Below are 14,419 nucleotides of genomic sequence, written 5' to 3'. Positions count from 1 at the left end.
ACCTTATTTCAAATGATTAATTTGTGCAAAATGCTGGTAAATTTTATCAAATTCTGAAATGAACTGCTCAGCTTGGTGGGGCGTGTTTGATGGATCAAAACTCAAGCGAATTGCACCAGTAGCCACACTATCGTCAACTTTCATTGCGCTTAATGTTGAGCCTTCCACACCGCTTCTAGAAGAACAAGCACTAGTTGTTGAAACATAAATATCTTTTACCTCCAAAGTATGGACTAAAGTTTCGCCACGAATACCTTCCATAGCAAAACATAGAATGCTTGGTACAAATTTATCGTTATCCTGAGAAAAAATATGAATACCTGGCTTATCTTGCAAATATTCAGTGATCTTTTCTTTGACTGCTAATTCACGTTTGACATTGTCTTTTTCATCAGCCAAATATAAACGCATTGCTTTTGCGCTAGCTGCAATTGCCGGTAAGTTCTCAGTACTTGAACGGAGCGCTTTTTCTTGACCACCACCATCAATTAATGGCTTGATCATCTTACCTTCTTTTTTATAAAGGATACCGACGCCTCGCGGAGCATGAAATTTATGAGCTGATAAGCTCATTAAGTCAACGCGATCAGTAAACACTTTATCCCAAATATTCTTGCCTAATGCTTGAACATTATCAACATGGAAAGTAACGTTAGGATAATCTTCTAAAATCTTGCTGATCTCATCAATTGGTTGAATTGAACCCACTTCATTATTAACGCCCATAATCGATACTAAAATCGTATCATGATCAAGCGCTTCTTTTAATTCTTGCGGATCAACTTGGCCATTCTTATCAACGCCTAAAACAGTAACGCGAAAGCCCAAATCTTCCAAAGATTTTACTGCATTAGACACAGCAGCATGTTCAACGCCACTTGTAATAATGTGGTTGCCGAACTCTTTTTTAGCTAAAGCTGTCCCTTTAATTGCCCAATTGTCTGACTCACTACCACTTGAAGTGAAAAATATCTCCCAAGGTTTCACTCCTAATAAATCAGCAATCTGCTTGCGTGAAGCTTCTAACAATTGATGAGCACGATCGCCCATCTTGTGCAAACTTGATGGATTTCCCCAAATTTGCTCGCTAACTTTATTATAGGTTTCAAGTGCTTCAGGATAAACTTTGGTTGTTGCACTATTATCGAAATATATCACTTTATCTTACCCTTCTTAAAAAACGACCCAGTAGGTCGTTTTTAACATCATTGAGATTTTACCTTATATTAGCAAGTATAGCAATTTTTCTTACTAATTGTTAGTATCTTCATCATTTTTCTTTTTTTCATCGTAATATTCTTTTTCAATTCTCTGATATGAGCCTGGTTCCACTTTTTCTAAAGCTGTGGCAATCGTATCAAGCGCTTCTTTATATTCAAATTTATTTTGATATAAATCATAAGCTTGCTTGCGTGCACGCTTAATTTCAGCATTATTGAGGTACTTATTAGAATATTGCATTGTCAATTCAACTAAGTCTGCAGAACTGAGAATTTCATCAGCCTCTTTTTGCAGACGATCAATGTCTTCTTGAATCTGAATTAATTCCTGAGAAATTTTTTCCAGATTAATTCTTACCTGATTTAATTCTTCGCTAGTTTTGGAAATTTCATTAACTACCAAAGTGTACATTTGTACAAAACTTTCAGGCTTACCTGGCAATTGTCGTCTTTCAACTCGACGATAAATCAAAGAAACATCTTGCTTAAAATGATCGATTGAATCATTTGCGATTTCTTCAGCATCAAATAAACCATCGACATCTTTAGAAATCTTCTTTTGGCGGTTATCAATTTGCTCTAATTCTTGCAGCATTGCTAGCCATTTGCTTTCAGTATCAGAATATACGCCCTTGCCGTCTGCTAGTTTTTGACAGTCGCTACCAAAGTCAACGTTTAAGTGGTTAACTCTACTTTCTAATTCTTTTGCTTCTTGCAATTCGCCATGATTTAATTCATAGCTTTCATCAATATGCTCAAGCTTAGCAACCAGCTTAGCTGAATTAGTGCTCATATGGCTAAGAACCTTTAAAATCTTATCTTGGTTCTTGTCCACAAAAGGACGCGCCTTAAATTCTTTAGTTAAAATATCATATAAGCCGTCGATACGCTCGTTAATTGCATCATTAATCTTTTTTACTTTATCTAATTCTAACTTGCTTAAATCGGCTCGGCTTTCCTCGATCTTTTCACGTAATTGTTTAATTGTTTCTAAAACATCAACTTCTTCAATACGATACTTATCTTTGAGCATTTTTTTGTAAGTATGAGTAATTTCATCAAGCTGCTCGCCAAAAATAGTCCTTAAGTCTTGTTCATATTTTTGAATATCTGGCAAAGACTTTTTTAAAGAAGTAATTTTTTCTTTAATTTCATCTAAAACGCGCTTAGCTTCAACATGATCGCCTTGAGCAGATAAGTTCTTAACAGTATCAAATTGTCCTTCAATCAAAGCTAGGTCATTTTCCAATTGAGTCAAAGATTGCTCATAGTTAAAAGAGTTAGCTAAAATTTGCTTTCTTTGTTGTTGATAATCTTTCAATAAGCTGGCATATTGAATCTTGTTGTCACGATTTGATTCTAATAGCTCATTAAAAGTGGTCTTGCTCTTATCGACGGTTTCTTGAGCACTTTGAGCTAATTCTTCAGCCTGCTTAATTATTCTTCTAGCTTTTAACAAATTATATTTAGCATTAGTTTCAGCGGCTTGTTCAAGCAAATGCTGCAATTCGCCAATTTGCTTAGTTTCAACTTCTTGATAAGCACTCTTGCTTTCTTCAAAAGTAGCTAAACTTTTACCAGCAAGTCCCATTTTTTCTAGACGGGAAATATTTTCTTTTGCAGTTATATCATTAAGCTGCTCGCTAGCTTGATCAATTTGAGCGATTTGATGGTTGAAGTACTTATTGATGATCACAGCAGCTGCAACAAGAGCAATGATAAGTACAATAATTAAAATAATGATGATTGATTGAGCTGATGACATAAAATCCTCCAAAATTTCTGCTTTTATTATAGCAAAAAATAAGGGGATAAACATTGCCAAATGCAACTATCTTACTTGATTTTATGAGCCATTTTTACTATAATTATCGTCGTGTAAAATATTTGCAGCAATAAGTGACAAGAACGTCAACATCTTAAGGCGTTTAGTGAACGAGTAACCCGCGCTGCACTGGGCGAAACATGCAACTTAAGATGCACGAATGTTGAACTTATTTCTCATATTTTACTCCAAGAATTTTTTTATTTTTATGGAGGATTATATTTATGTCAAGATATACTGGCCCAAGCTGGAAGCGTTCAAGACGTTTAGGTATTTCACTTTCAGGTACTGGTAAAGAAATTAGTCGTCGTAACTACGCACCTGGTGACCATGGTCCAAATAACCGTGCTAAGGTTTCTGAATATGGTCAACAATTAAAAGAAAAGCAAAAGTTACGTTGGATGTTTGGTTTGAATGAACGTCAATTCCAAAACTTATTCATTCGCGCAGGTAAGATTCGTGAAGGTAAGCACGGTGTTAACTTCATGGTATTGCTTGAACGTCGTCTAGACAACATTGTTTACCGTTTAGGCCTTGCAACTACTAGAGAACAAGCAAGACAACTTGTTAACCACGGTCACATTTTAGTAGACGGCAAGCGTGTTGACATTCCTTCATACGAAGTTAAAGTTGGTCAAGAAATCAGCTTGAAGGAAAAGTCAAAGAACTTGCAACAAGTTAAGGATGCTCTTGAAGCAGTTGTTTCACGTCCACCATTTGTATCATTCGATGATAACAAGATGACTGGTACCTTAGTTCGTCTTCCTGAACGTGACGAAATGGAACCAGAAGTTGACGAAGCACTTGTTGTTGAATGGTACAACAAGAAGCTTTAATTTTTACAGCTTCTATGTCAAAAGTCTTTTCACATTTGTGGAAAGACTTTTTTAGTAGATTTTTTAATTTCGAGGTGATCAAATGACTGAAGATTTAAGTAAAAGAGTCGAGCAAGCTGCTAGTGGCGTAACTCCGCAAACTAAACCTGATGAACGAAGACGCTATTTAGGTTCGCTTAGAGAAAGAGTTTTAGTGCGTATGAGCATAGCTCAAGTCGCCGATCCTAAATTGGATGCCCTATTTTTAGAGCATTTAAAAGATTATAAGGGCTACACCATCTTAGTTAACGGCAAAATAGCGCAAAACGATTTTATTAATAAATTAATGAGACAATGCAGCCAAGATGATATAAAATTTACGCTGATTAATGATGAAACTGCCAAAAATGAACCCGATGCTACCGGAGTCTTAGTTGTTTCTAAAACTGCAATTAATCGTATGCGTGTCGATATTGCCCAAGTCTATGCACCAACTATTACCCCTACCGCTATTGAAGCAAAACAAACTAAAAAGTCATTTTGGCAAAAATTATTCAACCGAGGCAAATAAATGAGACCACTCGCTTATCGTATGCGCCCTACTAACATTGATGAAGTTGTGGGACAAAGTCACTTGGTTGGTCCAGGTAAAATTATTAGACGGATGGTTGAAGCAAGGCTTTTATCTTCAATGATTTTATATGGCCCACCCGGCATTGGAAAAACTTCCATTGCCAGCGCAATTGCTGGATCAACTAAATATGCTTTCAGAAAACTTAACGCAGCCACCGATTCAAAAAAAGACTTACAAATCGTCGCCCAAGAAGCGAAGATGAGTGGCACAGTTATTTTGCTGCTGGATGAAATTCATCGTCTAGACAAAACAAAGCAAGACTTTCTCCTGCCACTTTTGGAATCTGGCGAAATTGTTTTAATCGGGGCGACCACTGAAAATCCATATATTTCGATTTCTCCTGCGATCAGGTCGCGGTGTCAGATTTTTGAATTAGAACGTTTGGCTCCTAATGATGTTAAAAAAGCAATTTCACGTGCACTAGATGATGAAAAAAATGGTTTGGGTAAAGAAAATGCATCACTAACCGATGATGCACTTAACTTATTAGTTCAAAAAGGCAACGGCGATTTGCGCTATACCTTAAATGCTTTAGAATTAGCTGTTCGCTCTACCAAGCAAGAATTGATTGATGAAGACCAAGTCACTTCAAAAATTATCATTGACCAAGAGCAAATGGCAGATTCGCTCCAAACCAAAGTTCAGTCTTTTGACGCTCGTGGCGATGGTCATTATGACTTAATATCCGCCTTTCAAAAATCAATTCGAGGATCTGATACAGATGCAGCGCTCTACTATCTAGCTCAATTATGCGAATCTGGCGATTTACCTGCAATTTTTAGACGCCTGCTCGTTATTGCCTACGAAGATATCGGCCTAGCAAACCCTCCTGCTTGCCAGCATGCAACGTCTGCTGTCCAGGCCGCACAAATGGTAGGTTTACCTGAAGCAAGAATTATTTTGGCTAATGCCGTAATTGAACTTTGCTTATCGCCAAAAAGCAACAGCGCTATTTCAGCAATCGATGCAGCCCTAAATGATGTTAGAAATAAGCCTTCTGCTTCAATTCCCGATAATTTAAAAGATGCTCACTACAAGGGGGCATCTAAATTGGGTCATGGTATCAATTACTTATATCCACATGACTTTGCCAACGATTGGATTGCCCAGCAGTATTTGCCAGATAGTTTGAAAAATCAAAAATACTTTAATCCTAAGGGCAATTCTAAGTTTGAAAAAGCCTTTAAAAATCAATACGAAACGCTTAAAAGAATGCAAAATGACGGCCTTAAAACAAACAATTAATTTGAAGTCCCTTTTATTGACACATAGTCATATTTTGATACAATATAGTTGATCTGAGTTGATCGCGAAGATTAATAGTACAGTTGACCGATCAAACAATAGACGTTAGAGTTTGCGAATAACTACTGAATCGGAATACTAGTCAATTCTAGGATCCATATTCACTGCGACGTAAGCTCAAATTTTGAACACTGCGGGTTCAACAGGCGTCATTATTCGAGCACGTCAACTCAGATTTTATTTGTAAATTAACTGGAGCGGCTTTTAGCCGCTTCTTTTCATATCTAAATAAAAAGTGAGGATATTTAGTTGGTTATTACACTCTTTATGTTGATCTTTATTGCTTTACTGATTTTAACTGGAGCATATTTGCTTTGGTCTCAGCGTCATGGTCAATTTATTATTTTTAATTTTGAAACTAACCCTAAGGTCAAAAATCTATTTGTTTTTACGAGTATTGGCTTATTTATTGTGGCAGCAATTGGCATTTTTATTTTATTCACACTAAGTCGCGAATATAACTTCATTACCCTAATTTTAGGATCAATTATTGTGATGATCTTTTCACTGAGTTTTCTTAAACTTAATGCATAGTCTTTATCTCACCTTGCTATTTTTTGGTAAAATAATATATGAGAGGTGAAACAATATGCTAAAACAATATCATCATATCCAAGTCGCTGTCGATGGATCAAAAGAAGCAGAAATGGCTTTTGGTAAAGCTGTAGAAGTCGCAAAAAGAAATGAAGCTGAACTTGAGATCTTGCATGTAGTTGATACTAGAGCTTTCCAAGATGTTTCTAGTTTTGATTCAGCTATGGTCGAACAAGTATCAAAAGAAGCCCAAGCTAAGATCGAAGAATACTACAAGCAAGCAAAAGATGCTGGCGTAAAAGATGTAAAGTATTCAATTGAATTCGGATCACCCAAGAATATCATTGCGCATGAATTCCCTAAAAAGCATAATATCGATTTAATTATCATTGGTGCTACTGGACTTAATGCTGTAGAAAGGCTTTTAATCGGGAGTATTACTGAATACGTTACTAGAACATCCAGTTGCGACGTTTTGGTAATCAGAGAACCAGCTGCTCAAAAACAAGACATTGAAAAAAATACAAAAAACTAAATTTTAAAGTCAAAAAAACAAGTTGCTCAATTGGGCAACTTATTTTTTGATCTTATTTTAATTCTTCAAGTAATTTTTTACTTAAGGTATCTTCAATAGTTGATAAATAGCCACTCTTTTTCAAAATTAGAGCAACCATTTTTTGCGTTTGGACATCATTGTTAAAAAGCGCTTCATAATAAGTTCCTAAAATGCTGTTAAGACCAATACTTGCATCTATAGGTAAGCTATGCAAAAAATCAATTGCGCAACTAGTATATTTCTTATCTACCTTTTGATGATAGCAACAATTCAAATAATTTACCGCAATTAAAGCCACAAATTGTAGCGAAAACGTATCGCGTTTTTCACTCCTCTTAAAGGCATTAAAAGCGGAATTAACTAAATAATATGCTTCATCAATATCTAAAAAGATGATAGCTTGACTTAAATAATGATATGCAGGTCGATTCCAATTCTCATCCAAAATTAACGATTTAACCTTTTTCTTTATCTCAGACGATACCATCTTGTTAGAATGCAATACCCAGGCATAAGCATTCTGAAGGCGAAATTGGAGATAGAATTCCTCACTACCCCCCCCATTTTGGATTTCTGAGGCTATTTTATCTAAAGCCCTAATGTCTTTTCTATTTTGGGCAAAAGTAATTTTATTGACTAAGTCAAAATGTGGCTGAGCGACAGATTTTTGATTTGCAATTAAAGTAAAGAAATGAATCACATCCAAATGATGTGCAGTTAGCAAATTAATCAAAGTATCAGCATCAATTGAGTGAACGACACGTTCAACTTTAGAATAAAATGACTCTGTAATTATATCTGCTGCCATTTGCGTTTGAGTAAGTCCTGCTTGCAAATGAATCTGTTTTAGTGCTTCTCCTATTGTCATTAATTGTTCTCCTCAAGTTAGCTTTCCGAGCAATAATATTTTACACTTATTCTCATTATAAAACAGCCAAAATAAAAGCTAGTAAATACCAGTCGTAGTATCTACTAGCTTATTTTATATTTTAATCATCGACATCTTCATTGTCGGCATCATCATTGGTATCGGCAGAGTTGTCATCAGATGTTTGTGAACTTTGCTTTGACATTTCATCAGATAATTCTTTTTGATGAGATTTTGCATTTTCTAACCCAGTAATTAGGTCATCTAGCTCTTTTTTATGTGACCCATAATATTTTATTAGTTCTTTTTTAGAATACGTCATTTTATCATTATCTCCACCATCCATTCCTAAGCCCGCTCCACCGGATTGGGTTGAATATTGGTCTCCATCAACGTAGATAATTGTATAATTACTCGTTGAAAAATTATGGGCAATTGTATAATACTTCCTTCCTTTAAAAGTTCCACTATATAATCCGCTTATATAGTCCTGTCCAGTTGCATCTTTTGCTGAAGCACTTAAAGATTTATTAATCTGCTTTTTAACATAATCTATCATCTGATTAGGGGTTCCATTTCCTAATTGACTAAGATATGCTGCAACGGCCAATTCTGCTTCACTCAAATTATCAGAACTTTTACTAGTCGCACTCTTTTTAGGCGCAGAAGCAACATCATCAGAATCAATGCTCTTGCTTATCTGCTGGATTTGCTTCTTATATTTGCCAAAAGTCTTCTTCAATTCAGTCTTAGTAGCAACGGTCATACCATCGTTGGTAACTTTAACATTATTTTTGTTAACTGCAACATCAACGCTGCCGTAATCATTAGAAACTGTAAAACTCTTATTCGAATTTGGTTGTACTCGTAAAGTACCATCGCTAAAATCGCTACCTACCGCTTTTACTAAATCACCAGTATTATGAACGTTCTTGCCTTTTTCATAATTCTTACGCGCATAATTCATATACCCCATTAACATCCAAAGATTGTTGGGATATTCCTTTTTCTTAGCTGGCTTTTTGGCTGCTTTTTTATGAGTCTTGGTTTGCTTAGAAGTTGAAACACTAGCTTCATTATTACTCTTTTGCGTAAAGAACCACGCTCCACCAATTGCAATTAAAATAATAGCTGCTGCCACACAAATAGCAATTATTTTCTTATTTGATTTTTTTGGCTTATACGGTCTTTGCCTCTGGGTAGTGCGATGCTGCATTGATGGCTGAACAGATTGAGGTTGTTTACTTACTGAATTTTGCACTGGCTGACTAGGATTTTTCGCACGTTGACCGGAATTTTGTAGCGCAGTACCACAATTTTTACAAAACTTTTCTTTACCAGTTATTGGAGTCCCACAATGTGGACAAAATTTTTTCATGTTTTTCTCCTTAGAAAAAAGCTGAACATAAATTCAGCTTTCAAGATTATTCACTTAAAAATGGATGTTATTTGGATCAAGGTATTTAGTAACATCAATTTCAAAAGTACTTTGAATTTGACTTACTATTTGACCTTTAACAATAAAGTAAGTAATTGCGATAAAGGCTGCTACAATTACTAAGTAAATAATAATTCCATAAAATGTATCACGTTGCCCTGGTTGGTTTTCATGAACAGTATATGCCCCTGCCATCATGAACAAAAGACCGATAAACAACATCAATCCTAAAATTAAAGTAATTGAGCTTTGCAAGTTAGTCCAGCAAATCAAAGATAGAACTAAAACTAAGATCGCATTAATATTACTCAATTGTACAATCTGATTAATCAAATTCCAAATTGATAACTGATCATTATAAACAAATTTATGAGCAACATAGGCAGCTACAATTACGCCAGCTCCCGTAATAAATACAACTAAAAACTGATCAAAACTCAATGAATGGAAAAAGCTATTTGTTTTGTCTTGAAAGTAGCCCAAAGCTTCAGGATGAATATTTGCCAAAGCAGCCTTCTTAATTCCAGCACCAAACGCCCAAGAAAAGATAATCATTTCTAAGAGCAAAGTAACAATTCCATACCATTTTTCACCTTGTTGTTCAGCACTTGGCGTCTTCCAAGAAGTTACAAACCACTTCCACAAGTTCTCTTTATCAAAATTCTTTACACCTTCACTAACACGACTAAAGGTTTGATTTTGGCTTGATCTAGTTTGAGGCTGAATAGGTGCCTGATAATTTTGTGTTTGATTATATTGATTTTGATTGCCAGTTTGAGTTTGCATAACTGGTTGCGAATTAGAAGAGACAGGATTTACTGGTACGTTTCTAATATCGTTACCACATTCAGTACAAAAATTCACATCTGCTTCCATTTCAGCGCCACAGTTTGGACAGGTTTTCACGTTAACTTTCACTCTCAACTTTCTAAATTAATCCTATTTTTTATAAAGCTATTTTCTATTTTATGATTTCATAAGTAAAAAGATATAGAATCTGCATATTTACCATTTTTATTTTTGAGATATTTTTCATATCCTATTTTTGCCAAAACTTTTTCTATTTTTTTACTTTGCACTGCATCCCCTGAAATCAAGGCTTTATAATATTTGGATAAAACTTTCTCTAACGTTAATACACTTCGGTTAGGCAAATCATCAATTAATCCTAGCGCTTTTTTAGCAGACTCATACTGTTTATCCTTATAAAAACGCTGTGCACAAACAAGCAATGTTTGGGCAATAATTCTTAAAGATAGGTTATCTTTATTTATACTAGAAGCATAACTAAGCCGCTGCACTATCTGATCTAGGTCTTCAATTGGACTCAGATGAGCTAAAAGCAACTGAACAATTAAAACCTTTTCATTAGCTAAATCATTTGTTTGAACAAAGTTGTTCATCTGCTCCAAGCAGTCTTTTGAAACTTTAAAATCTTTATTTTCCAAAATTGCTGCCATTAACTTGATGATTTCTCGATGTCCATCTATAGTTGTCTCTGAATATTTTTTTAGCTTAGAAACATCCTGATCGATAAAAGCAATGATTACTTCATCTTCAAATTGCTCTTGAATTATCGGCTTAAAAAAATCATATAAAGATACATGATTATAGTTCAAAATTTCAATTAACTTCGCCATGCTAATATTGCTGCGGTTGCTTTCAACTCGAGAATAAAATGATTCAGTTACAATATCTGCACAGAATTCTTTTTGAGTTAAACCCAATAATATTCTTATCTTCTTTAATTGAGTTCCAATTTCCATTATTTAACCTCATTTAAAAAATTAGATAGATTCTAAAATAAATGAAATTGAGCCGTTAATCTTTGGCAATTGATGCGTTTGCATAATATACTTGGCTTTTAACTTCTCATAAAAAATACTAGAGCAAGCTGGAAGATGGTCAATGTAATTGGCTACTTTAGCTTGCTTAATCGAATACGAGTCCTCTTTTATGCTAAGCTCTAAATAATTAACCGCGATCTCAGCTAGTAATTTAATCTTGTAGTCGTTATATTCAGCAAAATCAGTGTAGCTACCTAAAATACGGTTAATGATACCATTAACTTGATCTAAATCATACATCCCTAAGCAATTAGCAATAATCCATAAGACATCATCATCCCAATATTCAACTTCGAGCAAAAAATTCTTGATTATTACTTTATTTTTTTCTGGAAAAGTATCTATTTGATCAGTTAATATTGCAATTAACCAATTAACTACGATCCTCATAATATTCGAAGTTACTGGATTTTTACTAAGCTTGATTAAGGTATCTAAGTCTCCTGCTATATAGGCTTCACGCACTTTAATTTGATAAAGATAATTTTGAAAATGCAGCATATCAATATTATCCAAAAAATCGCCTAAAGAAATGCCATTTTTATTTAACAGTTCAATAAAAGTTATCGCTCTGATTTCATTTTTATTTTTCTCAACACGAGCTAAGTAAGAACTATCAACAATACCTTGAGCAAAAGCCTTTCTACTTAAGTGCATATCTTTGCGTTTATGCTTTAAATAATCACCAATTGTCAGCAATTTTTTCACCATTTTTTTAGATTTCACTTTTATCTTAAAGAGATCGTGAAATTTAATTGGCAAATCTTCCAAATCGACTTTTTTACGATAAAAAAGAAGCTATGTTATACAATTATTATTCCTTATTCATATAAGCATATTTGTTTAGTCTTATAGCTTTTTCTGCATATTTACTTCAAAAAATCTTGGTCAATGAAAAGATCCAAACAACTTATTTGTTACTTAATTCTTTTCAAAAACTATTCATCAACAAAATTTAACAAAATAAAAACACGCAAGCTTAAAACTTGCGTGTAAATTGTTTTTTAAAAATCGCCAGCAGTACTGAAAATATAATCCTTGTGGTGCCATTTCATTGATAAAATCAATCCAATACCAATCATATTCCCAATTAGGGCTGAACCACCTGATGAAACAAATGGCAATGGAATACCAGTTAATGGCAATAAATCAATTCCCATACCGATATTTTCAAAGACGTGGAATAAGATCATCATGATGATTCCAGTTGAAATATAAGAATAAAATGCATTCTTTGTTTCAAAAGTAATCTTAACCATTTGAAAGATCAAATAAAAATAGATCAAAATCAGCGTGCAGCAACCAACAAATCCAAATGATTCCCCGATAACTGAGAATATCATATCCGTCGATCTAACTGGCACATAAACGCTAACTTTACCAAATCCCTGACCAAATAGCTGTCCTGACCCAATTGCCTTCATACTCTGCCATAACTGATATGCACCTGAAGAAGTGTCTTGAGATGGGCTCAGCCATGAATTAATACGTTGGAACTGGTATGCTCTAAAGAAGTGTCCTAAAAAGGCCTGACCGCCTGGTGTAACTACCAGCAAAATTGCCGTTGCTCCAATTACAAAAACAACAGCATATATTGGCACAATAATTTTCCAAGAAATTCCAGAAACTAAGATAACCCCACCAACGATGGCAATAAATACCAGCATCGTTCCGAAGTCATTTTGCGCTTTTAATAAAACAGCTACCGGTAATAACCATAAAAAGATTTTGCCAATCAAGACCCAGTCTGATTTTATAGTATGACCAAATTTTGCATTATGCGTTTGGACAACTCGTGCCAGCATTAAGATAAAGGCCGGCTTCATTACTTCAGATGGCTGGAAAGTCAAAGGCCCTAATTTAAACCAACTCTTGGCACCGGTATCAGCAAATACTTGCCGGTTATATAAAAACAGCACAGCTATCAATAATACAATCCCAATGCCATAAACAATCGGCGCTAGTCTAAAAAGCTGCTCTGCATCAAATTGCATCACTACAACAACGATGACAATTGATATTACATACCAGATAGCCTGCATTAAGACGCTTTTTACTGGACTGCCAGACCGAGGATCATTTACGCTGGCAACCCAAATCGAATACAGACTTATCAATGCCAGTAACACAATCGGAATGACTACTCCCCAGGCAATTCGATCAAACCAATCTGTTTTGTTTTCAACTTTTGCCATTAATAATCCCCTACTATTTATTATTTTTCATGTAAAGTGAAGTAGGAAAGCAATTCGTTAATTGCACTTTCAAGAGTCTTTGAATATAAATCATGGCTAGTTTTACTTGAAACTGCATGATAGCGTTCTTCAACTTGTTCAATAATTCCGATAGTCTTTTTACCAGGAATAATAACTTCCCAAGTTGGATTTACGCTTCCCTTTCTTTCATTTACTTCGATGTTAATGTTTTCTAATTTTCTAGACATAAATGCTTAACTCCTATTTTTTATTCTTATGAAATGCATTCACTATAATTTCATCCTCATAGCGCTCAGGATGAGGATTACGCCTTAAAGTAAAATTATCCGGAACCGGATCTACTCCTCCTCTGATAAAGGGATTGCAGCGGATAATTCGCGCAAGTCCCATAATACTCCCAAGCAAAATCCCGTGCTTTTTTAAGGCATCAATCATGTAAGTCGAACAAGTCGGATAATACCTACATGTTGGAGGAAAAATCGGCGATATAAACTTTTGATAAAAACGTACTATTCCTATTAAAAATCTCTTCATGTTAGTTTAAAAACTCAAAGAAATGGATCCATGTTGATGGGAAAAAGATTGCAAACGGATTGCCACTAGCGACAGTGCAACCAATCAATGCTCCTATTAACATGGTCACAATTAAACACAATAAGATCTTTCCGAATTTTCTTAATCTTAATAAGATCGCTTCCGGATCAAATATTCTATTATTCATCTTTAATGTCTCTGGTGATTTTCTATATTCTTAAGTAAAATTCCTGTTCCTAAAGCTACGGCCTCTAGTGGATCGTCAGCTTTTAAGACTGGAACTTGCAAGTAATACGTAATTAACTTATCAATGTTCGCCAGCAATGCTCCACCACCAGTAAGCATAATGCCGCGATCGATAATATCTGCAGAAAGCTCTGGCGGTGTTTGCTCTAAGACTTCCTTAGTAGCTGCAACGATTGACATTAAGCCATCTTCAAGAGCTTTTTGAATTTCTGGTGCAGTTACTGTTGTTTGCTTAGGAAGTCCATCGACGACATCGCGTCCGCGAACAGTAATTTGTTTACTATCATCAGCTTCAAAGGCAGTTCCAATTTGAATCTTAATTTGTTCAGCAGTATGCTGGCCAACAAGAAGATTCTTACTATTTTTAATATAATTTACAAC

16 protein-coding genes are annotated in these 14,419 nt (G+C 34.9%); 5 read left to right on the top strand and 11 right to left on the bottom strand.

Features of this window, described 5'->3' with window-relative positions; genetic code table 11:
* Positions 1–3: 3 nt before the first annotated feature.
* Both BN55_RS00080 and ezrA read right to left on the bottom strand, forming a co-directional pair.
* A complete protein-coding gene (locus BN55_RS00080; protein WP_008469440.1) occupies positions 4–1,158 on the bottom strand; it encodes a cysteine desulfurase family protein in 1,155 nt (384 codons plus the stop codon).
* 93 nt (positions 1,159–1,251) lie between these two features.
* A complete protein-coding gene (ezrA, locus tag BN55_RS00075) occupies positions 1,252–2,985 on the bottom strand; it encodes a septation ring formation regulator EzrA (protein WP_008469439.1) in 1,734 nt (577 codons plus the stop codon).
* A gap of 284 nt (positions 2,986–3,269) precedes the next feature.
* Here ezrA and rpsD point away from each other — a divergent pair, with 284 nt between their 5' ends.
* The 5 genes from rpsD (at position 3,270) to BN55_RS00050 (ending at position 6,868) form a co-directional block, all read left to right on the top strand.
* Complete coding sequence (gene rpsD, locus BN55_RS00070) at positions 3,270–3,881, top strand: 30S ribosomal protein S4 (RefSeq protein WP_008469438.1); 612 nt, start codon at positions 3,270–3,272, stop codon at positions 3,879–3,881.
* An 82-nt stretch (positions 3,882–3,963) separates the two neighbouring features.
* Entirely contained in the window at positions 3,964–4,431 is a 468-nt protein-coding gene (locus BN55_RS00065) for a YueI family protein (RefSeq protein ID WP_008469437.1), read from the top strand.
* Positions 4,432–5,739: a replication-associated recombination protein A gene (locus tag BN55_RS00060; RefSeq protein WP_008469436.1), complete on the top strand. Its 1,308-nt coding sequence runs from the start codon at positions 4,432–4,434 to the stop codon at positions 5,737–5,739. It abuts the gene before it with no gap.
* Positions 5,740–6,048: 309 nt separating this feature from the next.
* The gene (locus BN55_RS00055) at positions 6,049–6,333 is read left to right on the top strand and encodes a hypothetical protein (protein ID WP_008469435.1); all 285 of its coding nucleotides are present in this window, start codon (positions 6,049–6,051) and stop codon (positions 6,331–6,333) included.
* A gap of 55 nt (positions 6,334–6,388) precedes the next feature.
* Positions 6,389–6,868: a universal stress protein gene (locus BN55_RS00050; RefSeq protein WP_008469432.1), complete on the top strand. Its 480-nt coding sequence runs from the start codon at positions 6,389–6,391 to the stop codon at positions 6,866–6,868.
* Between the two features lie 52 nt (positions 6,869–6,920).
* Here BN55_RS00050 and BN55_RS00045 read toward each other — a convergent pair whose 3' ends face one another.
* The 9 genes from BN55_RS00045 to BN55_RS00005 form a co-directional block, all read right to left on the bottom strand.
* Positions 6,921–7,757, bottom strand: coding sequence for a helix-turn-helix domain-containing protein (locus BN55_RS00045; RefSeq protein WP_008469430.1), 837 nt, complete (start codon positions 7,755–7,757; stop codon positions 6,921–6,923).
* A gap of 121 nt (positions 7,758–7,878) precedes the next feature.
* A complete protein-coding gene (locus BN55_RS00040) occupies positions 7,879–9,135 on the bottom strand; it encodes a zinc ribbon domain-containing protein (RefSeq protein ID WP_008469429.1) in 1,257 nt (418 codons plus the stop codon).
* A 54-nt stretch (positions 9,136–9,189) separates the two neighbouring features.
* The gene (locus BN55_RS00035; RefSeq protein WP_162129584.1) at positions 9,190–10,101 is read right to left on the bottom strand and encodes a zinc ribbon domain-containing protein; all 912 of its coding nucleotides are present in this window, start codon (positions 10,099–10,101) and stop codon (positions 9,190–9,192) included.
* A 68-nt stretch (positions 10,102–10,169) separates the two neighbouring features.
* Positions 10,170–10,961, bottom strand: a complete 792-nt coding sequence (locus tag BN55_RS00030) for a helix-turn-helix domain-containing protein (protein ID WP_008469427.1) — start codon at positions 10,959–10,961, stop codon at positions 10,170–10,172.
* A gap of 21 nt (positions 10,962–10,982) precedes the next feature.
* Positions 10,983–11,768 carry a helix-turn-helix domain-containing protein gene (locus tag BN55_RS00025; protein ID WP_147614488.1) on the bottom strand — a complete coding sequence of 262 codons (786 nt, stop codon included), beginning with the start codon at positions 11,766–11,768 and terminating at the stop codon, positions 10,983–10,985.
* A 278-nt stretch (positions 11,769–12,046) separates the two neighbouring features.
* A complete protein-coding gene (locus BN55_RS00020; protein ID WP_008469425.1) occupies positions 12,047–13,237 on the bottom strand; it encodes an FtsW/RodA/SpoVE family cell cycle protein in 1,191 nt (396 codons plus the stop codon).
* A gap of 20 nt (positions 13,238–13,257) precedes the next feature.
* On the bottom strand, positions 13,258–13,485 hold the full coding sequence (locus BN55_RS00015; RefSeq protein ID WP_008469424.1) for a DUF2969 domain-containing protein: 228 nt from the start codon (positions 13,483–13,485) through the stop codon (positions 13,258–13,260).
* Between the two features lie 13 nt (positions 13,486–13,498).
* A complete protein-coding gene (gene yidD, locus BN55_RS00010; RefSeq protein ID WP_008469423.1) occupies positions 13,499–13,792 on the bottom strand; it encodes a membrane protein insertion efficiency factor YidD in 294 nt (97 codons plus the stop codon).
* A gap of 189 nt (positions 13,793–13,981) precedes the next feature.
* Positions 13,982–14,419: rod shape-determining protein (locus BN55_RS00005; RefSeq protein WP_040469046.1), on the bottom strand; the 438-nt coding region annotated here is incomplete at its 5' end.

The sequence above is a fragment of the Lactobacillus hominis DSM 23910 = CRBIP 24.179 genome (assembly GCF_000296835.1).
Lineage (GTDB): Bacteria > Bacillota > Bacilli > Lactobacillales > Lactobacillaceae > Lactobacillus > Lactobacillus hominis.
This window is presented reverse-complemented; position numbering and strand designations above follow the sequence as displayed.

Bases quoted from the DNA above. Each gene is read 5' to 3' on its own strand.
- ezrA (WP_008469439.1), bottom strand. From the start codon at position 2,985: ATGTCATCAGCTCAATCAATCATCATTATTTTAATTATTGTACTTATC.
- rpsD (WP_008469438.1), top strand. From the start codon at position 3,270: ATGTCAAGATATACTGGCCCAAGCTGGAAGCGTTCAAGACGTTTAGGT.
- BN55_RS00065 (WP_008469437.1), top strand. From the start codon at position 3,964: ATGACTGAAGATTTAAGTAAAAGAGTCGAGCAAGCTGCTAGTGGCGTA.
- BN55_RS00060 (WP_008469436.1), top strand. From the start codon at position 4,432: ATGAGACCACTCGCTTATCGTATGCGCCCTACTAACATTGATGAAGTT.
- BN55_RS00050 (WP_008469432.1), top strand. From the start codon at position 6,389: ATGCTAAAACAATATCATCATATCCAAGTCGCTGTCGATGGATCAAAA.
- BN55_RS00045 (WP_008469430.1), bottom strand. From the start codon at position 7,757: ATGACAATAGGAGAAGCACTAAAACAGATTCATTTGCAAGCAGGACTT.
- BN55_RS00040 (WP_008469429.1), bottom strand. From the start codon at position 9,135: ATGAAAAAATTTTGTCCACATTGTGGGACTCCAATAACTGGTAAAGAA.
- BN55_RS00030 (WP_008469427.1), bottom strand. From the start codon at position 10,961: ATGGAAATTGGAACTCAATTAAAGAAGATAAGAATATTATTGGGTTTA.
- BN55_RS00020 (WP_008469425.1), bottom strand. From the start codon at position 13,237: ATGGCAAAAGTTGAAAACAAAACAGATTGGTTTGATCGAATTGCCTGG.
- BN55_RS00015 (WP_008469424.1), bottom strand. From the start codon at position 13,485: ATGTCTAGAAAATTAGAAAACATTAACATCGAAGTAAATGAAAGAAAG.
- yidD (WP_008469423.1), bottom strand. From the start codon at position 13,792: ATGAAGAGATTTTTAATAGGAATAGTACGTTTTTATCAAAAGTTTATA.